General features: G+C 35.6%; 12 protein-coding genes. 6 read left to right on the forward strand and 6 right to left on the reverse strand.

Features of this window, described 5'->3' with window-relative positions; all coding sequences use genetic code 11:
* Window positions 1-337 precede the first annotated feature (337 nt).
* The 3 genes from ACZZZI_RS03730 to ACZZZI_RS03740 all read left to right on the forward strand — a co-directional run bounded on the left by ACZZZI_RS03730 (window position 338) and on the right by ACZZZI_RS03740 (window position 1,888).
* The gene (locus tag ACZZZI_RS03730; RefSeq protein ID WP_344764956.1) at window positions 338-583 is read left to right on the forward strand and encodes a hypothetical protein; all 246 of its coding nucleotides are present in this window, start codon (window positions 338-340) and stop codon (window positions 581-583) included.
* 201 nt (window positions 584-784) lie between these two features.
* Complete coding sequence (locus tag ACZZZI_RS03735; RefSeq protein WP_463488593.1) at window positions 785-1,537, forward strand: class I SAM-dependent DNA methyltransferase; 753 nt, start codon at window positions 785-787, stop codon at window positions 1,535-1,537.
* A 129-nt stretch (window positions 1,538-1,666) separates the two neighbouring features.
* Window positions 1,667-1,888, forward strand: coding sequence for a hypothetical protein (locus tag ACZZZI_RS03740; protein ID WP_463488594.1), 222 nt, complete (start codon window positions 1,667-1,669; stop codon window positions 1,886-1,888).
* Between the two features lie 39 nt (window positions 1,889-1,927).
* On the opposite strand, the gene ACZZZI_RS03745 is transcribed toward ACZZZI_RS03740, so the two are convergent.
* Both ACZZZI_RS03745 and ACZZZI_RS03750 read right to left on the reverse strand, forming a co-directional pair.
* Complete coding sequence (locus ACZZZI_RS03745) at window positions 1,928-2,854, reverse strand: pepsin/retropepsin-like aspartic protease family protein (protein WP_463488595.1); 927 nt, start codon at window positions 2,852-2,854, stop codon at window positions 1,928-1,930.
* Window positions 2,855-2,879: 25 nt separating this feature from the next.
* A complete protein-coding gene (locus tag ACZZZI_RS03750; protein ID WP_463488596.1) occupies window positions 2,880-3,626 on the reverse strand; it encodes a hypothetical protein in 747 nt (248 codons plus the stop codon).
* Window positions 3,627-4,066: 440 nt separating this feature from the next.
* Here ACZZZI_RS03750 and ACZZZI_RS03755 point away from each other — a divergent pair, with 440 nt between their 5' ends.
* A complete protein-coding gene (locus ACZZZI_RS03755; protein ID WP_463488597.1) occupies window positions 4,067-6,457 on the forward strand; it encodes a hybrid sensor histidine kinase/response regulator in 2,391 nt (796 codons plus the stop codon).
* A gap of 46 nt (window positions 6,458-6,503) precedes the next feature.
* On the opposite strand, the gene ACZZZI_RS03760 is transcribed toward ACZZZI_RS03755, so the two are convergent.
* Both ACZZZI_RS03760 and ACZZZI_RS03765 read right to left on the reverse strand, forming a co-directional pair.
* The gene (locus ACZZZI_RS03760; RefSeq protein ID WP_463488598.1) at window positions 6,504-7,493 is read right to left on the reverse strand and encodes a PorP/SprF family type IX secretion system membrane protein; all 990 of its coding nucleotides are present in this window, start codon (window positions 7,491-7,493) and stop codon (window positions 6,504-6,506) included.
* A 2-nt stretch (window positions 7,494-7,495) separates the two neighbouring features.
* Entirely contained in the window at window positions 7,496-13,090 is a 5,595-nt protein-coding gene (locus tag ACZZZI_RS03765; protein WP_463488599.1) for an Ig-like domain-containing protein, read from the reverse strand.
* A 901-nt stretch (window positions 13,091-13,991) separates the two neighbouring features.
* Between ACZZZI_RS03765 and ACZZZI_RS03770 the strand changes: the two genes are divergently transcribed.
* Entirely contained in the window at window positions 13,992-14,330 is a 339-nt protein-coding gene (locus tag ACZZZI_RS03770) for a DUF6660 family protein (protein ID WP_463488600.1), read from the forward strand.
* Window positions 14,331-14,388: 58 nt separating this feature from the next.
* Window positions 14,389-16,575: a TonB-dependent receptor gene (locus ACZZZI_RS03775; protein WP_463488601.1), complete on the forward strand. Its 2,187-nt coding sequence runs from the start codon at window positions 14,389-14,391 to the stop codon at window positions 16,573-16,575.
* A gap of 133 nt (window positions 16,576-16,708) precedes the next feature.
* Here the strand turns inward: ACZZZI_RS03775 and glgB are convergent, their stop codons facing one another.
* The gene (glgB, locus tag ACZZZI_RS03780) at window positions 16,709-18,673 is read right to left on the reverse strand and encodes a 1,4-alpha-glucan branching protein GlgB (RefSeq protein WP_463488602.1); all 1,965 of its coding nucleotides are present in this window, start codon (window positions 18,671-18,673) and stop codon (window positions 16,709-16,711) included.
* 63 nt (window positions 18,674-18,736) lie between these two features.
* A complete protein-coding gene (locus ACZZZI_RS03785) occupies window positions 18,737-21,199 on the reverse strand; it encodes a glycoside hydrolase family 31 protein (RefSeq protein ID WP_463488603.1) in 2,463 nt (820 codons plus the stop codon).
* Between the last annotated feature and the right edge of the window lie 22 nt (window positions 21,200-21,221).

The following is a 21,221-nucleotide window of genomic DNA, read 5'->3' on the forward strand; positions in this document are numbered from 1 at the left end:
GGCTAATTTCTATAAAATAAAAGGCAACATTATTCATTTAGTGTTGCCTTTTATATTTAAATGTATTTTTTGGATATAAATTTCCTTTCATAATAATTACAATTCACAATTAATTGTTTAAAAAACACATTAATCAACCTATTAAAACAGCAATCACATCAAAAAAGACTGATTTTTATTAAAAAAAACTTAATCAACAGACATTATGATACGATTTGCATATATCATATCATATTTTGATAATATTTAACAATTAGTTAACACTTTTTCAGCTTATATTTGCAACACTGTCATTTTAGGTTGCATAATCTGCTATAAAAGATACCGCAATTAAAAAATGACAAAAAAAATACTTAAAAATTTCTTAGTGTATTTTTTACACTATCGTTTTTTTTACTATATTTGTAGAGTAATAAATGAAGTATTATTTATTACCATAAAAAAAGATAAATCTTCTCTTGAAAAGCGTTATGCTAAAATGGAGAATAAAGACAAAGCCTGGCTCATAACAGGTTTATATTTGGTTAGAAAAAAAGGAGACGCTTGGATGAGGTCTCCTTTTTGTTTTAATGACGTTTTCTAATCTTATATACACTCCTCTTGTATTCATTAGTATAATTTAAAATCTTACCTTAGAGCTAGAAATTAACATAAATAAGTTTATAATAACTTGCACAAATAAAATTATTATTAATGTTGCCTCTCCAATTAACCACAGCAATAATTGAGCCCGCAGTTATAAAACAAATTTTAATCATAAATGCTCAAACCACAAGAAAATTAAATGAAAAAAGTCTTTAACGCTTACAGCTCTTACTACAATCTTCTTTACAAGGATAAAGATTACGTTTCAGAAGCAGATTATATAGTTGATTTAATCAAGCAGCATAAACCTGAGGCAAAAACATTAGTTGAATTTGGCTCAGGAACTGGAAAGCATGCACTTTTATTTTGCGAAAAAGGATTTCAAGTTAATGGAGTTGAACCGAGCGCAGAAATGCTAAAAATTGCTCAAAGCAATTCACATACTAATCTTTCCTTTACTCATGCCTCTATAGAATCTTTAGCACTGGCTGAAAAGTTTGATGTAGCAACTGCCCTATTTCATGTTGTTAGTTATCTAAACGAGAATGAGGAACTTATTAACTCTTTCAGAAATATCCACAAACACCTAAACGAGGGTGGTTTATTGATTTTTGATCTCTGGTATACACCTGCAGTATTATCTCAAATACCAGAAAAGCGCACGAAGGTTACAGAAGATGATCACATAAAAGTTATCAGAAATGCGACGCCCGTTAACCACTGGAATAAGAATATAATTGATGTTATATATGATATTAACGTCTTTGATAAGGAAAATAAAGAAGATTATGTTTTATCAGAAACACATAACATGAGACACTTTAGCATCCCTGAAATAGAACTCCTTGCAAAACTAACTGGCTTTGAAATTATTAAGACGGAAGAATTTCTTTCAGGCGAAACACCTGGGCCTAATACCTGGGGGGTTTGCTTTGTATTACGTAAAGTATAAAAAATTCGTACATCCACAGTGTGCAGATCAATTAAAGAAACTGTATATACCCAGTAAACTTGCAGGCTGATGTTATTTCTTTTTAAAACTAATTCCATTATTTACTGTTAAATAATCAAAAACAGCATTATGATTAATCCAGATGAAAAAATACCTGTTGACGATAGCTCAAGCAATGAAGCAGAAGATCAACAAAGCCAAAAAGACATACACTCTAATGGTTTAGATGAAAAAATTGTCGAAGAAAATCATACTAATAAAGATTTACTAGATGAAGCTTATCGTGCTTCGGAATCGGCTTATACTTTAAATACGGATGATAAGCAGGAGAATGTCCCAGACGAAGATTAAAGTATAAAGAATCTCTGCAGTTAAAAACCTAAATTATTGTTATATATTGGAATAATTTAAGGTTTTTAACTTATTCGCTTTCAGATAAATAAAAGTTCTATTGGCATCAATGATGATGTTAAATCTTTTTAAAACCTCACCACCTATAATACTCATTTTTTGTCGGCCTATTCCGCCTGAAAAAAAAGAAACGGGTACATTTGGCAAATTCATATTACCAATAGATAATAAAGGTAAAACGGCTTTTTGAGTTTTCAAGATATTGCCATAAGAATCTTTCAGTTGCTTTTCATCAACAATTTTTAATTTTTGATCGAGTTTATTTTCAGCTACAAATTTGTCATCAAACAAAAGGGCTCCCGAATAACCAGAATGTATTAAAAATTTATTACTGAGCGTTATGTCAGCAATTTTAAAACCCGCCTCGATAAACATATAATCGTTTTCGAAACCTAATTTAAGTTTTTGGTATTTTTTAATTTTATCAGGTAAATTATTGCTGATTCGCATAACATTTTCCTCAAAATCCAATTCAATTACTTTATTTTCAAAAAGATCAGTTCCGAATTTCCCATCCGTTTCTTGTCCTGAGTTTTTATTTTCCCATATAGACTGTCCTTCCCATTTTAAGGAACCAATCTGTAAGATATTGTTTTTACTAAATCTGGATTCATTGTCTGATCCACCCCAGCTTTTCACTGTATCAACACCGCTAAAGCTTAAGTCATTTAATCGCTTAATGGTTTCTTCTGTTAGGGTTATAGCATTGGCTGCTGTATGAAACATTAAATTCAAACTATCTTTTCCATTTAAAATAGCAGGCACCGATAAATTATTATAGCTGGTTAGGTGAAACGGAATAATGTAAACACTATTGGTATTATCACTTTGCTTATGGCGTTGCGCAAATACCAATTGACTTGAAGCAATAAAAATTAACAGGCAATATTGTTTTATTTTAAACATGAATTGGACTTAAAACTGAATTGTATTAAAATTTAACAAGAAGCTTTTCAGAAACTAACTGACCATTTTGATAGTATTCAAAAAACCAATCTCCATTCTTTTTTAGCAGCACTCCATTTACGGTTTCAGTACTTGCAATAAAATAATCTGGTACAGAGGTTTTAAGTAAGGCTAATACTTTTTTAGGGCTGCTATCGACCAACTGGTATCCATTTGCAACTGGCTGGGCATATAGTGTTTCTTCAATTTGTTTGCTTACCGGAGTAGCTTGACTAGGTGTTGTTTCAACTTTTGAAATAACCTCTTGCGCCAATGGTTTTGGTATTTGGTTTGAAGGCGCCTTATAAGCATATTTAAAATCGTTTAACGAGATAAACGCATCTTGCAGCGCCAAGTTATAAGATGCACTATACTCTTTTTCTCGGCTCTTACCTTCTTTACTTTTAAATACAACTTGCCCGCCACAATCTTTTAGTATAAGGGTTAAATTTGTAGAAAACATACTATTTTTATCTAAAATTTCGGCTATAAGTCCATCACACTTATTAGTGGTAAGTTCTGTTGGCAATTGAGCATCATCAAAAAAAACAGCAAACCCTTTATTCTCCAGTAATTCTTTTGTTAAAACATTTAAACCGTACTGGTTTGGCTGCTTTAAAAAAGCATATTTTTGAGGAACTATTATGTATTTATAGTGATTTAAATTTTCTTGTGCGAAAAGTGAAAGAGACAAGAAAAAAAACAAGAACAACAAATAAGCAAACCTTTTCATTTGAATTAAATTTATTAAATATATTAATTATTTGTTTTTAAATATAATAACCCTACGGTTAACCATTTCATTTTAATTAAATGGTTTTCATTATTTGTTAGTTGCCTCAACAATCATTCGAAGCGAGAACTATTATTTTATATCGAACACCATCAAAGCTATACATGTTAAGCCGAAGATAAACACTTACTTACATCATCCAATTAGAATATCGTTCGCGTTGACTTACATTTTACCGCAATTATGCATTCCTACGGGTTGTGCGAATATGCCTCTGTATAACATAAAAGTGGCAATGTGTTAATAATAATTCCCGAATCTTAATTATATAATTGTTCACCTATTTTTATTACCCAAACCTACAAATTCTAACTTTTACGCTCCTCGAATTTGCTTGCCATAATATGAATATTTAAATATATTTTAGATTCAATCCTATTTTGAAAAGACTATATGCCTTATCCTTTTTACTGTTGTGTTTACTAACGGCAAAAGCTCAATACGAATTTCGTGAAGAAAATTTACCCGAAGAAGTATCAATCCTAAATTTTGCTTCGATACTAAACACTGGAGCGGAAGTACTGCCTTTAAGCAAAATAATAGATGGCAAACAAACGCTACCATTTAAACCATTAAGCGGACAGCTGGGCAATTTAGGCTTTACAAGCAATAATTTTTGGGTAAAATTTCAAATAAAAAACACCCTAAAAACTCCATTAGTTTATTATTTACAAACCGCAGAACCTGTTACTGATAATGCAAATTTGTTTTTGATTGATGCAAATAATACAACGCAGATTCAACGAAGTGGGGATAATTTAGATTTTTCACAGCGTAGCCTTAAAAACCGAAAAACATTATTCAAAATTGAACTTAATGGAGGGGAAACTAAAAGTGCATTCCTGGAATTGAAAAATGACGGAGAGAAAAATACCTTACCACTTCTTTTAATAAGTCAGGAAAGGTTTCTTGAAACAACCTATTCTGATCAGCTAATTATGGGGATATTTTATGGCATCTTAGCTTTTATTGCCATTACTTACTTCTTCTTCTATTTCGCAATTAAAGAAATTTCATTCCTATATTATTCGCTTTATGTATTATTTGTGGGTTTATGTCAGTTTGCACTAGATGGATTTTATCATCAATATATAGGAACTGGTAATTCTTGGTTCAATCTCCATATTGTTATTATATCAGCGATTTTTAGCTGTTTCTTCTTTGGAAAATATAGCGAAATCATCCTTGAAATTAAACGCAAAAACCAACGTATACACAAACTTTTCAATCCATTGTATATCGCTTTAGGTGTTGTATTAGTTGGGATTATTATTTTCCCTTTCTTTTTAAAATATTCTTACCCCATAATAAACATCCTGACTCTTTTTGGATTGATTTTGATATTTGCATCTATCGCAGTCATCATTTACAAAAAACAACCAATCGATTTGTTCTACACCATTGGTATTGCAATTCTAGCTTTAACCATAATTATGGCTGTACTTATGAATTTTGGTGTCTTTCCTGAAAACTTCTTTACGGATAATATTACAAAACTCGGTATCGGCTTAGAAATTATGGCCTTATCTCTATCTATGGCTAATCGAATTGGAATTCTAAGAAACAGGAAGGAAGAGCTTCAAAATATAGCTTTACAGAAATCAGAAGAAATGAATGATATGAAATCTTACTTTCTTTCTAACATGAGCCATGAATTGCGAACACCTTTGAATGCTATTTTAGGCTTAGCTGCGATTATGGAAAAAGAGAGTAATGACCCTAAGGTCATTGCAAATTGTGAGATTATTAAGTACTCTTCGCATGGTTTAATATCATCGGTTAACGATATTCTAGATTTTTCAAAAATTGAAAAGGGTGAACTGGAACTGGACAAAAGCGAATTCATACTACATGAACTTTTGAATAAATTAGCTATAAGTGCTGAAAAACAGAGCCATAACAAAGGATTGAAATTTAATTTTTACTCTTCTTTAGATAAAGAAATGGTAATTATTGGCGATCCCATAAGACTTGAACAAATTATTTACAATGTTTTAGGTAACGCAATAAAATTTACTTCAAAAGGCAGTATTAACCTAGAAATTGTAGCAGAAGCCGAGCAAAATACGCTCCTGTTAAAAATTATAATAAAGGATACTGGAATTGGAATAGCAAAAGAAAAACTGGAAACAATATTTGATCTATTCTCTCAAACCAATTTCAACAACAAAAGGAAACATGGCGGCTTTGGAATTGGATTGAGTATCGTAAAAGCGTTAGCTGATTTACATAAAGGTGAAATAAAAATTCAAAGCGAATTAAATGAAGGTACAACCTGTGAGATAGAAATTAAATATCCTATTCAGGAAAGTGCTAAAAAACCAATTACTATGTATCCAGAAGATGACTACGATTTAATGGGGAAGAATATTTTAGTTGTAGAAGATAACCCTATGAATCAAATGATTGTTCAAATGATGTTAGAAGATTGGAAAAACACGACCGTAACGCTTGCCGATAATGGAGCAGAATGCCTGGAAACAATGAAAACCAAAGACATTGATTTGGTATTGATGGACTTGCAGATGCCTGTTATGGATGGATACGAAGCCATTTCTTCTATAAGAAACGGTTTGGCAGGAATAAACAAGATTAGTGTACCAATCATTGTTCTAACTGCTGATATTACAAAAGCGACAAAAGACAGGATTTTTAATATTGGCGCTACAGACTACATGAATAAACCTGTGGAAGAAGAAATTCTGTATAAGAAAATAACAACAGCTTTATCTGCTCATCATCAATCTAACAAAGATCTGAGAATAGCATAAATTGACATTTATTACCATTAGGATTCTTGATAATATCCAATTGAACTTAAAAAACTGGGCACCTTATCCCGCGATAGTTGCCAGACTTACGTCGAAAAAAAGTAAGTGAAAATTCGAAAGTATTGGTACTCGTTCCCGAACTGCGTAATCCAGGATTAACATCATAGCTCATTCCAAGCGTAAGGTTATTAAATGTAAAGCCTGCATAAGGTACAATTGCATCCTTCAATCGTAAATTAGCCCCAGCAATTAATTCTGAAGTTTCTCCAAAGGGTATTGTAAAGTAAACTCCAACCATACGCTCCTGTGCATTCCCTTGGCGAGCATACATAAGATGCGGAATAACGACCATATCATTCGCCAATTTTATGCTTACCCCCGCATTAAACAGGTATCTGATTGGCAGAAATAATTTCCCCTCTGAATCTACAAATGGATCAACAGGTTTTGTTAAATGGTTCATCGAAAATGCAGCATAAAAGTTAGCTCGCTTTAAAGGGTTCGTATCAAAAAAAGCTACTCCAGCACCAGCATCCAGAACTGTTGATGCACTATTATTGAAATTGTCAGCCGTTGGAATTAACGGAGTAAATCCAACACCAGGTTCATACTGATCACCTAATTGAAATCTACTTGGATCAAATCTTCTATTTAGAAACCCAACATTCATTCCAAAGGTTATGTTGTAATCTTCATTATACCCTAATTTAACGCCAGTATAAGCCAGAGATACAGCCCCGTTTAAATAACCATAACCACCACTGGTAGCGGTTTGATTGAGTACGTTCAAACCGATATTTATATTCTGATTTGTTGACATTTCGGCAGATAATCCTGAAGTGCTAAAAGTATTAACATTGCCAAAGTTTTGATTTCGGTGAATTAAAGTCGCCCTATAATCCATTTGCGAAACACCTGTTAATGCAGGATTCATCCATAATGCATAAGCATAATATTGGGAAAAATGTGGATCAACCTGAGCTTTCAAATTTGAATAAACCAGCAAAAAAATAAATGCAAACACTCCCCTCTTCATAGCTATCTTAACAAATTTATCGAGCCATGTTTAACCATCTCTTCACCATCAGTAAATCTCACTACACACTTATATACATAAACACCAACAGGCTGCATAACCCCTCTGTAACTACCATCCCAGGCGGCATCCCGTTCTTTTGATTTATAAATTAATTCTCCCCATTGCGAGTAAACAGACCACTCTATAGATTCTATACCTGTTCCATAAACCTTCACAAAATCGTTTTTCCCATCGCCATTGGGCGTAAAAGTATTTGGAATAAAAAGATCTCTTTTTTTATTAAGCTCTATCTTTATTGTTGCTGAGGCCTGGCAACCATTTTCTGAAATTGCATTTACTGTTACTATAATTTCATTTTTAAATTCAAAAATCTGACTTATTGCCCCTGCATCATTAAAAAGATTTGCCGGAGACCAGTTTAATACCTTGTATTTTAAGTTTGAACTTGTTTTTAGCTCTACTTTCGATCCAAATTCAGCTATAGTCTTACTTGCAGTTAAGGATAACTCAAAGGCTTCAACAGAAATTGAAATAGAATTTGATATTAAACTCTCACAGCCAGAATTATTTTTCGTCTTTACGCTATAGTGACCTGCAGCATTTGCCAAATAATTTTGACTGGTAGCACCATTGATTACTACTCCATTTTTAAACCATTGATTACCAGAGCTGGCAGATGACACTAATAGGGCTGCACTTCCTTTGCAAATAACTAAAGAACTTCGAGTAGATATAGTAGGTATTGGCGGTGGAGCATTAATGATTACATCTATTGGATCCGAAATCTGGCTCACACAACCTCCTGTGGAAATCACACCCAAAGTATATCGCCCTGCTAAACTCGCATTGAAAGTTGTATTTGTTGCACCTGGAATTATTACCCCGTTTCTATACCATATATTTCCTGATGTCGCAGAAGAACTAAGTTGAACAGTATTGCCTTCGCAAATCTCTAAAGAATTTTGCCACGCAATTACAGGTTTAGCTGGAATTGGTTCGACAATTACATCGATATCGTCTGATGCAATGCTACCGCAGTTATTTTCATTAAATGCTAAAACCTTATAGTTTCCGCTGCTTGCTACAATCAGAGTTTGATTAACTGCTCCTGTTATGATCGAATTATTTTTATACCATTGATACTGATTTGCATCGCTTGATTTTAAAACAACTGAACCGCCCACACAAAACACAGTTGGCCCTGAACTTACAACTACAGGTTTCGCTGGTAAGGAGTTGATAGTCACCTTAATCATTGCCCTCATACTTTCGCAGCCCTCGCTATTTTTCTGAGTAACGTAATAGTTGGTTATTCCAACTAAAGCCGTATTCGGTGTTGGCGCAGCAGGCAAAACACCGTTATCATTATACCAGGTTAGGTTGGTTCCAGTAGCAGTTAAAGCTACCGCAGTTTGGTTCTGACAATAACTTAACGAGGAAACAACTGGAGCTGAAGGAACGGCATTTACGGTAACGGTTACCGTCGATCTTGGACTTTCGCAGCCTGCACTGTTTTTCTGTGTTATATAATAATTGGTTGTTCCAACTAAGCTCGTACTCGGCGTTGGCGCACCAGGCAAAATACCGTTATCATCATACCAGGTTAGATTGGTGCCAGTAGCGCTTAAAGCTACCGCAGTTTGATTCTGGCAATATCTTAATGAAGAAAAAACTGGAGCTGAAGGAACGGCATTTACGGTAACGGTTACCGTCGATCTTGGGCTTTCGCAGCCTTCACTGTTTTTCTGTGTTACATAATATTTTTTTGTTCCAACTGCGCTCGTATTCGGTGTTGGCGCAGCAGGCAAAATACCGTTATCATTGTACCAGGTTAGATTGGTTCCAGTAGCGGTTAAAGCTAATGCAATTTGATTTTGACAATAACTTAATGAAGAAACAACTGGAGCTGAAGGAACGGCATTCACGGTAACGGTTACCGTCGATTTTGGACTTTCGCAGCCTTCACTGTTTTTCTGTGTTACATAATAATTGGTTGTTCCAACTATGCTCGTATTCGGAGTTGGCGCAGCAGGCAAAACACCGTTATCATTGTACCAGGTTAGATTGGTTCCAGTAGCGATTAAAGCTACCGCAATTTGATTTTGGCAATAACTTAATGAGGAAACAACAGGAGCTAAAGGAACGGCATTTACGGTAACGGTTAGCGTCGATCTTGGACTTTCGCAGCCTTCACTGTTTTTCTGTGTTACATAATAATTGGTTGTTCCAACTGAGCTAGTGTTCGGAGTTGGCGCACCAGGCAAAATACCGTTATCATTGTACCAGGTTAGATTAGTGCCATCAGCAGTTAAAGCCACTGCAATTTGATTCTGGCAATAACTTAATGAAGAAACAACTGGAGCTAAAGGAACTGCATTTACAGTAACGGTCACCGTCGATCTTGGACTTTCGCAGCCTTCACTATTCTTCTGTGTTACATAATAATTTGTCGTTCCAACTGAGCTGGTGTTCGGAGTTGGCGCACCAGGCAAAATACCGTTATCATTGTACCAGGTTAGATTAGTGCCATCAGCAGTTAAAGCCACTGCAATTTGATTCTGGCAATAACTTAATGAAGAAACAACTGGAGCTAAAGGAACTGCATTCACGATAACGGTCACCGTCGATCTTGGACTTTCGCAGCCTTCACTATTCTTCTGTGTTACATAATAATTTGTCGTTCCAACTGACCTAGTGTTCGGAGTTGGCGCACCAGGCAAAATACCGTTATCATTGTACCAGGTTAGATTAGTGCCATCAGCAGTTAAAGCCACTGCAATTTGATTCTGGCAATAACTTAATGAAGAAACAACTGGAGCTAAAGGAACTGCATTTACAGTAACTTTTATTGTAGAAATTGGACTTTCACACCCATTGCTATTTTTCTGTGTTACATAATAGTTTGTGGTTCCTACCGAAGTAGTAACTGGAGTTGGCGCACCAGGCAACACACCGTTATCATCATACCATGTTAAATTATCTCCATCAGCAGTTAAAGCTACCGCTGTTTGATTCTGACAATAACTTATTGGAGCAGTTTCAGGAGCGGCAGGTCGTGGATTAACTGTAACAACAAAATCGGTTGTTTTCTCATCGCAGCCAATTGCTTTAGCTGTTATTGTCGCCTGACCAACGAAATCAAGCGCCCAGGTTACCGTTCCAGTTGCCACATCGATTGACCCTGCCTCAGCTGGTGATAAGCTGTAAAGTATTCCTTCGCTATTAGAAGAGGTTGCCACATAATCATTATTTCCAACCCCAACACAACGTAATGCAACGGATGAACTTGAAAAAACTGGCTTGGTAACTTTGTCTTTCACCGTTATTGTTCCTGTTTTAGAAACTCTAATACCACCTGTTGTAGTAACGGTGTAAATTGCGCCAGTGGCCGCTGTTGCATCTGTTGCAGTTCCTGTTATTTTGATTTGCTTAGTAATGGGATCATAAGGGCTGGCGCTGAGACCAGCAGGCAACCCAGTAATTCCCGCACCTGATGCTCCACCACCAATTAAATACACAATCTCATCAATTGATGTACCAACACAAACACTTCTATCGCTAGATCCTATAGATATTAAAGTAACTGTTCCCTCAGTAGTACTCGTTGAAGCGGAACTTTTATCGTTGCCTGCATTAACATCTGGCTGTGTTCCAGTAATTTCCGCATTATTAACATGGACACCCGTAGTAGCTACTTTTGCCTTAATTGACAAGGTTGCTACGGCATTACTATTCATCACACCTATTGACCAAACTCCAGTAGAAGAATTATATACACCAGATGAGGCAATACTAGACTCATAAGTATAACCCGAGGGCAATAAATCATTAACAGAAACACCAATAGCATTTCCAGCCCCTAAATTTTTTGCCGTGAGGGTGAAATTTACAATATCACCTAGTTCAGGCAAAGCTATATCAACTGTTTTTTCGATGGATCGATCAATGTTGCAAAGCGAAATAATCGAAGGTAGAGATTGGGCACTCATACCGCACTCAAGCATTGAGGAAACAGTATAATTACCTGAAACGGTAGCAACATAAAAATTTTGTGTTGCACCAGTTATTAATTCCCCATTTAAATACCATTGATAAGGGCCTGAACTCAAAGGATCTGCTGTCAGTTTTGCTGCAGTACAATCCGTTAAATCAATTCTTGGCTGTACTGCTTTTTCTGCGAACCTGGAGATGAAATTTGACATTGAGAAAGCACTGCTCTGCTGAACCATAGAAACGGTTAAACGGCTTGCACTACTAATCGTTATCACATTAGGGAAATTAATATTTGCATCGGTAAACTTAACCAGGAACAAACCCGTTGTGCCCAATTGTTTTCTTGTAGCAATACCTGGAACGGATTCAATATTTTGGTTGTTATAAGTTGTACCAGTTCCTTGCGTAGTTAAATTAATCTGATCGGAAGACTTAGTAAGAATATAACCAAAGTATGGCAATTTCAGATCTGTATAATCCGTAAATTTATAAGTCTCCACCCTTCTTGAGCCTGCACAGGATGCAATCGGAACCAGAGTTGCAATATCTACCTCACATCCGCCACCAACAGAAACACCGCCAGTACCAGAAAAAACTAAAACATTTTTAGTGGTTACTATTCTTGATGAGGAATATTTCCCAGTGTTGTTACTAGAATTATAGCCTCCATTTATATAACCATGTCCAAAAGTTTGAAATTGGCCTGGTTGTGCTATTGTAAATTTTAAGGGCGGGCCTTGCTGCACTCCATTATCGTCAAAAAACTGGACGGAAACTTCTGTATTAGGTTCAGTCGCGACTACAGTTGTTTGTTCAGCGATTAAATTTCCTTCACCCCTAACAATTACATACTCAGAACCCAATGAAATTATCGGAGGAATTGGATTATAAGCACCATCTCCACAACCACCAGGAGCATCCAACCTTGCTGATGTATTCATTACCGCAGCGCCTGAAGATTCTACCAACGTACCCATAGGACACTGAAAAAGGTAGCTTTGACCTTTATTCAAAGTCGCTTTGACCAATCCAGCAACCCTAATTACTGAATTATCATCCAATGCCATTATGCTGTAAATTGGCCTTTCTGTTCCTGCAAGATCACCATCCCTGTAATAGCCTACTCTAAAGGAAGTTCCCACACCAGCATCTCCAAAACTAAAAAGTGACGCATTTCCTTTGATGTTATTATCTGAACCATCACTTCCTAAATTATCAGAAGCGATATTTCTTAAATTAACAGAAATTGATGCATCGGCTATTACGACTAACCCAGCTCCAGAAATCACTGTATTTAGCGGATGAACAGGTGCCGCGCTTGGTAACCCTGAAAAACGCATCACAAAAGGCGAATTAGCACTGCAGGTAAAATTTGATATGAAATCACCATTACTTTTTCTGATCACCCCACTCACGATCGTGGCGCTTTCGGTAGTAATTACAACTTGATTTGCCTTACTCCAATATTGCCATGGCGCTGGAGCAATATAGTGGGTAGAATAAGTGGGCGGACTGAATAAATTCGGCGCACTTGAAAATACTTTATTTAAATTAGCAGGTAAAACTTCGGCGTGTACACGATTACTAAAGCTTAATAACATTAAGCATAATAAGTATACAGATAATTTAAAACCCGAGCTATTTACCATAAAACATCCTAAACACAATAATCCCTATGTAAATCCGTACAGAGATCCTCGCTGGACAGATAATCTAAAACAATAAATACTAAGCTTACAAGAGCGTCTGTTAAGGTCAAATAAGAATATTCGACTACAGAAGTTTACGCGAAAATAACCAATTACAAAGCCTCTGTTATTAGGCCTATGTTAATTTTTACACGTAATTAATCGTCTATCTATCAGAGCATTACATAAAAACCACAGCTTGTAATCGTAATACTACATATTAGCTGAATTTTTAACAAACTATATCAAAAAACTATCTGATTATCAGCTGTTTCCGTAGAATCACCTTTAATTAACAACACCAACATCAAAAAAGCAAATTATTTGATGAATAGCGAAAGATACAATAGGATTTCAAGACGAACTAAAAGCCTAGACAACATAAACCAGAAAATAAATGAGTAATTACAGAGATATCACAATAGCTAATTATGTTTTTTATGCTTTTACTTAAAAGTTCATATTAAGTAAGTTATAATTGATAGTTTTCTTCAATAATGCGAAAATATCATACGGGATTCATTAATGTTAGCTCCACATTTAAACCACTATCATATTTTTGGGATGCAATAAATTATAAAGCGGTTTGAGTGTACTTCCATCCGAACTTTTATTTTTTTCCAACGTATATTTCTTTCATTTGCATTATCCATTTAGATGATTAAATAATCAACATTAGTAATTTCATATTGTTTACGTATTTCGCTTAAAAAAAATACAACTATTAGGGGTAACTGAAATAGAAGCCAAGAATATATCATCGGAAATAAAATTTAGAATAATTTCAATTATTGGCTTACCTTTGCTGTCAAGAATGAAAATCATTAGTCTTTTGTTAACCATTTCTATTTTAGTTATTTCCTGCCTAAATTGCGAGGATGTAACTGAATTAAAAACTATTGACAAAGCTGAAAATTTAACGACTTCTCTAAGTAAAAACCAATCGCATAGCGATACGGATTACTGTTCGCCACTTTGTACATGCAACTGTTGCGGCCAGCCTTTGGTTTTCAATTTAAAATCCATCTCGCTTAAATCTTTAAAACCTGTAGCAAGTACTCAAAAAATAATAGCTTACAGAAAGCATTTTGCATCAGATTTTTTTCAAAGTATCTGGCAACCGCCAAAATTGAATAAGGAATTTATTGGTTAATCCCTAAATTTTAAATCGGCCTATCAGTCGATATTATTCATTCAATTCAATAAAAAAAATGCAAAAAATATATTTGTTGTTATGTGCCATGCTGTGCATAACCACTACCTATGCGCAAAACAGTTTTAAATTTACTGTAAAAGCGGCCTATAATAAATCAGTTTTACAAGGCGCAACAATTACCCTTAATAACACAAAACTTAAAAGTGTTACCAACGATGAGGGCTTAGCCACCTTCAATAACATTCCAGATGGAAAACAAGTTTTCAAGGTAAATCATATTGGTTTTGAGGAGAAAAACATTACTATAAGTTTCCCTGTTGATCAGCAAAATCCAATGGAAATTTTGCTTGAGCAATCCGAAGATGAGCTTGAAGAGGTGATCATTTCATCAACCAGAACCAGTAGAAGTATTCAAAACACACCTACACGCGTAGAAACTATTGAACTGGAAGAAATTGATGAAAAAAGCAATATGCGACCAGCCAATGTTTCGATGATATTGCATGAAAGCACTGGAATTTCGGTACAGCAAACTTCGGCAACAAGCGGCAATGCAAGCATTAGAATACAAGGTTTAGATGGCCGCTATACGCAACTCTTAAAAGATGGATATGCAAGTTTTGGCAATTTCGCCAGTGGATTAAGCATACTTGAAATCCCACCTTTAGATTTGAGTCAGGTAGAAATTATAAAAGGCCCGGCTTCTACCCTTTATGGCGCTGGCGCAATAGCGGGTGTAGTAAATTTCATCTCCAGAACACCGCGTGAAAAGGGAGATTACAACTTTATTATAAACCAATCGAATGTTGGGCAAACCAATATTGGTGCTTTTGCGATGAAAAGAAATAAGAAAATTGGTTATAGCTTACTTGCGCTTACAAATTTTCAGAAACCTTACGATGTTGATAAAGATGATTTCACTGAACTTCCCAAATCAAAGGATTTCACCATCCATCCTAAATTGTTTATCTATCCAAACGAAAAAACCACCCTTATTATTGGTAACGCTTTTACTAAAAGCGACAGAACTGGTGGTGATATTGTTTTGATAAAAAACGGAGCAGATAATAATCATACTTATTTTGAGAATAATGCAAGCTTAAGAAATACCTCAACTGTAGACTTAAGCATAAAATCAGCGGAAAAGGATTTATTCAGGGTTAAATCAAGTTTTAACTATTTTAAGCGTGATATTGGTATTCCAAATTATAGTTTTAAAGGTGATAATTATAATGTTTATACAGATATCAGCTACTTAAAAAACCTAAAAACCCAAAGTTTAATATTTGGGGCAAATTTAGTTTATGATGATTTTAGAGAAGCAAATCAAACCGTTTTAGCAAAAGATTTCATAACTAAAACCGCTGGATTGTACTTTCAACAAACCTGGGATGCAACGGAAAAGCTTAAGTTCGAAAGCGGTATAAGAACAGATTTAACAAATTTTCATAACAGCTTATACAGCAAAACTGATTTCTTCATTTTACCAAGAGTTTCGATATTATATAAATTTAACGATCACTGGAGTTCGAGAATTGGTGGTGGTTTAGGTTACAAAACACCTACACTTTTTACGGAGCAAACCGAGACTTTTCAATACCAAAATTTGCTGCCGTTAAACAACGTAAAATCAGAAAAAAGCTATGGCGGAACGGCTGATATCAATTATAAAACCAGTATTGGCGATGACTGGCTGGTAAGTTTAAATCAGATGTTTTTCTACACCAAAATATCAAATTCGACTATTTTGCTGCAGGATATAAATAATTTTTTCTATTTCAGTAATACATCTCAGCCAGTTAATAGCTTAGGTTTTGAAAGTAATGCAAAAATTATCTGTAAAGAATATTTCAAGTTGTTTGCAGGCTATACTTTTACAAATGCAAAAGCAAAATATTTACCCGTTATTCAAGACATTCGGTTATTACCTAAAAACAAATTGAACCTGGCATTACTATACGAAAAAGAAAGAAATTTCAAAATTGGATTAGAAGGCTATTTCACTGACAAACAATATCTGTATAATAATTTTCAAACCAATCCGTACTGGGAATTTGGCCTAATGGCTGAAAAAGTATTTGGAAAAATTTCTGTTTTTATTAACGCCGAGAACTTTACCGATACCAGACAGAGTAGATATAAAAGCGTAGTTAACGGCCCGCATAACAACCCTACCTTTGATGATATTTGGACACATACCGAGGGTAGAACTTTTAATGCAGGGGTAAAATTAAAGCTGTAAATGAAACACTTACAGCTATTTTAAATAAAATTTGTTCGGATAGGGTCTTAATTGTATCTTTGCCCACCCTCGGAAGCTTCCACTCCGAGGTTATTAAAAGCTTTCTGGTAACGGAAGGCTTTTTTTATTTCCTCTATTTGCTCTTGAAAATAACAACTGCTAACGGCGGTAAATCAACAATAATCGAGAATTCCTGATTATTATAACCCTGCAAATGAGGAACAATATCGCCTTTATTATTAATTCCTCCGCCATAAAATTCTATAGCATCAGTATTGAATAACTCTTTCCACTTGGTTTTAAAAGGTACACCTATTTTATAATTTTCTCTTACAACAGGCGTAAAGTTTAAAGCAATAACCAAGGTATCTTTAGCTTTCGGGCCTTTACGCATAAAAACGAATATGGATTCATCGCTATTATCTGCATCAAGCCATTCAAAACCTTCGTAACTAAAGTTATAATGATATAATGCTGGTTCTTTTCTATACAAAAAATTTAACGCCTTAACTGTTTCCTGCATGCCTTTATGCGGGGCATATTGCAGCAAATGCCAATCTAGTGATTGGGTAAAGTTCCATTCATTTGTGTCGCCAAATTCGTTACCCATAAATAGCAACTTTGCCCCTGGATGTGTAAACATATAACCATAAAGCGCCCGAAGATTGGCAAACTTTTGCCATTCATCTCCTGGCATTTTGTAAAGCATTGGCGATTTCCCATGCACAACTTCATCATGAGAGAAAGGAAGCATAAAATTTTCGGTAAAAGCATAAGTCATACTAAAACTAAGCTTATGATGATGATGTTTTCTTGCTAAAGTATCTACCTTGAAATATTTAAGCGTATCGTTCATCCAGCCCATCATCCATTTCATGCCAAAACCTAAACCACCCGCATAAACAGGATGTGTTACCCCTGGATAAGTACTACTCTCTTCAGCAATGGTTTGTACACCATCAAAATTACCATATACAGCAACATTTAAATCTTGCAAAAACTGAATGGCACCTAAATTTTCACTTCCTCCATATTCATTTGTAGCGGCATCAGCATCTTCTCTGGAAAAGTTAAAGTAAAGCATCGAAGCCACGGCATCAACACGTAAGCCATCTGCATGGTACTTATCGAGCCAAAACAGGGCATTACTAATTAAAAATGAGCGAACTTCATTTCTATCATAATTAAAAATATACGACTTCCAATCAGGATGAAATCCTTTGCGCATATCTGCGTGCTCATACAAATGCGTTCCATCGAATTCATACAATCCATGCCTGTCGCCAGGGAAATGTGAAGGTACCCAATCCAGAATTACAGCGATATTTGCCTTGTGCAATTCTTCAATTAAATACATTAAATCCTGGGGAGAGCCGTAACGCGAACTTGCACCGAAATAACCTGTAATTTGATAACCCCAGCTCGGAAAAAAAGGAAACTCCATTACAGGCATAAGCTCTACGTGGGTAAAACCCATTTCGACAACATAAGGTACTAATGCCGCAGCAACCTCCCTACAATTTAATACCCGCTCTGGATTATTAGGGTCTCTTTGCCAAGAGCCCACATGCAATTCATAAACAGAAATGGGCTGATCTAAAGCATTTAACTTTGGTCTTTTGTTTAACCAAGGTTTATCTTTCCAGCTGTAATCTGTATCCCAAATAATGCTTGCGGTTTGCGGGGGATGCTCCCATCTTACCGCATATGGATCTCCTTTTAAATGTTCAGATTCATCAAAGCCTTTTACAAAATACTTATAAACATCGCCCTTTTTTAAATTTGGAATAAAACCTTCCCAAATGCCTGATTTATCCCATCTTTTATTTAAATGGTGTGAAGAAGTATTCCAGTTATTAAAATCGCCAGAAACTGCTACCTTAATGGCGTTTGGTGCCCAAACAGAAAAATATGCACCAGTTTTATTTTCTACTGTAATGAGATGTGAACCCATTTTTTCGTATAAACGAAAATGTTTTCCTACAAGAAATAAATCAATATCATATTCAGTGAATAAACTATAGGGCCATACGGCTAAACTTTGATCAATCTCAGGTAATACTGCTTTTTTAACAGATACTTTTTTAGCTGCGGGCATAGTAAATTCAGGTTAGATATGATATAACCCCGAAAGCTTTTTAAAGTTTCGGGGTTATGTTTATTACAGACTAAAAATCTGTATTTCGTTGAAGTTTTTATTGCATTTAAAGTGTAATGCTGATTTCTCGTCGGTATAAAAGTCTGTTACCTCTCTTCCATCAACCATAATTTTTCTAACCTGAGAATTTACACCTAAAATATTGCAAGCATAAAACTCGTAATTTGGTGTGTATAAACCTTCGGTAAGTTGGTTAATTTTTAAAGTTTTGCCATCACCTTTTACCGTGAATTTCTTTTCAAGATAAATATCTTGCTCATAAGCAAAAGTGTCTCCATGATCTTCGTACATAAATGAATTCACTTCGTAATCGCTATAATAGATGTTAAGCATTACTTCAGTTATCATTTTCTCATCAACGTACTGCATAACAGGATATTCAGGAATTACTGAACCTGCTCTAACGAACATTGGCATGCTGTCTATCTTTGCTTCGACCAAATGCTCACTTTCTCCAGCTAGAACCTCGTTCGTCCAGAAATTGTACCAGGTTCCTTTTGGCAGGTAAACTTTTCTTGATACTGCACCTTGCTCTAACACTGGACAGATCAATAATTTGTCGCCATAACAGAATTCATCCTGACGGAAATGATTGCTGATATTTTCTTGCTCCAACATTACCAATGGTCTTAATATTGGAAAACCGTAGCGATGGTGCTCCCAGAAAACAGAGTATAAGTATGGCATTAGGCGATACCTTAACTCGATAAACTTGCGGTTAATATCTTCAAAAAATTCCCCAAAACTCCATGGCTCTCTTTCTGCGGTATCACCTGCGGAGTGCGCTCTCATGAAAGGAGAGAAAGTCCCTAGCTGAATCCAACGAGTAAATAATTCTCCATCAGGTTCGCCGCTAAAGCCACCAATATCAGTACCGCAAAAAGGCACACCAGAAACGGATAACCGTTGACACTGGATATTACCCATTTTTAAATGCTCCCAACTAGCTAAATTATCCCCCGTCCAAACACTGGCATAACGCTGCATACCTGAATAACCTGCTCTAGTGATGGTAAATGGACGTTTATTTCGCATTAGTTTTTTCAAACCCTCGTAGGTTGACCGAACCATCTGCATGCCATAAACGTTATGTGCCTTGCGGTGAGATCCCCTGAACCCATCGTAGTTATGGCGAACATCGTTAGGGAATGTTCCTGAACCAAATACGGCAGGTTCGTTCATATCATTCCAAAAACCGGCAACGCCCATATCTACCAATTCCTTATACAAGTTGCCCCACCAGGTACGAACTTTAGGATTGGTAAAATCAGGGAACTGGCAACGGCCTGGCCACACGTGCCCTTCCATATAATAATCATCGCTGCGGCGACAGAAAAATCTTTTCTCTTTTCCTTCTTTGAAAACCCAGTAATCATCATCAACTTTTATTCCAGGGTCAATCATGACTACGGTTTTAAACCCATCATCAGAAAGCTCTTTAATCATTCTACGTGGATCTGGAAAATATTTCTTATTCCAGGTAAAGCAACGATAGCCATCCATATAATCGATATCGAGATAAATGGCATCACAAGGAATTTTTCTGGCTCTGAATTGTTTTGCTATTTCCTTTACTTTCGATTCAGGATAATAGCTCCATCGGCATTGTTGATAACCTAAAGTCCACTTTGGAGGCATAGGATGTGTACCCGTTAAACTTGCATAACGTTTAACAACATCCATCATGTGTGGCCCATGAATATAGTAGTACTGCAACTCGCCTCCATCGGCCCAGAAACTTGTTTTACTTACATCTTCGCCACCAAAATCGAAATAAGATTTAAAGGTATTATCAAAGAAAATGCCATAGGCAGCCTTGTCGTGTAAACCGATGTAGAATGGTATAGTCCTGTATAAAGGATCCTGATTCCATCCAAAAGAATAGGCATCCGTATTCCAGTTTTCAAATCTGCGTCCGCGAAGATTAAAATTTCCGGATTTATCACCTAAACCAAAGAAATTTTCTTCTGGTTGACATTTTTTAGTTGCGTAGATATAATATCCACCAAAATCAGTGTTCTCTTCCCAATGCATTGAATTGGCTTCATCAACCATTAATGTATTGGTAATGTTATCAGAAAATGAAATATGGAAATTGTTTTTATCTACTCTACAGGTAACCGAATGGGTAGAAACGGTATAGCTATCTTCATGTTCCTGCATCTTAAAAACAGAAACTTTTTGATCAACCTCTGGTACGGCGTAAGAAAAATCATCTAAAAAAACGCCATGTGGAGCAAGGCGAACGCGAATAATTTCATCGCTTACAACTCTAATTTCAACTCTTGCATCTCCATCGGAAAAATAAAAACGGTTACCTTCTTTTTTAACTTTTTTTACTGAACCTAAATATTGTTTAACAATAGGTTTTACAGATATATCAACAGGATTGTTTAAATGCTGTATTTCCTGTTCTTTTTCAATCAGCTCGCTAGTCTCAAGCGGCTTATCGTTTTGCTCTTCCATCCTAATAATTTCAAAAATTTAA

The organism is Pedobacter sp. AC190 (genome assembly GCF_979258025.1).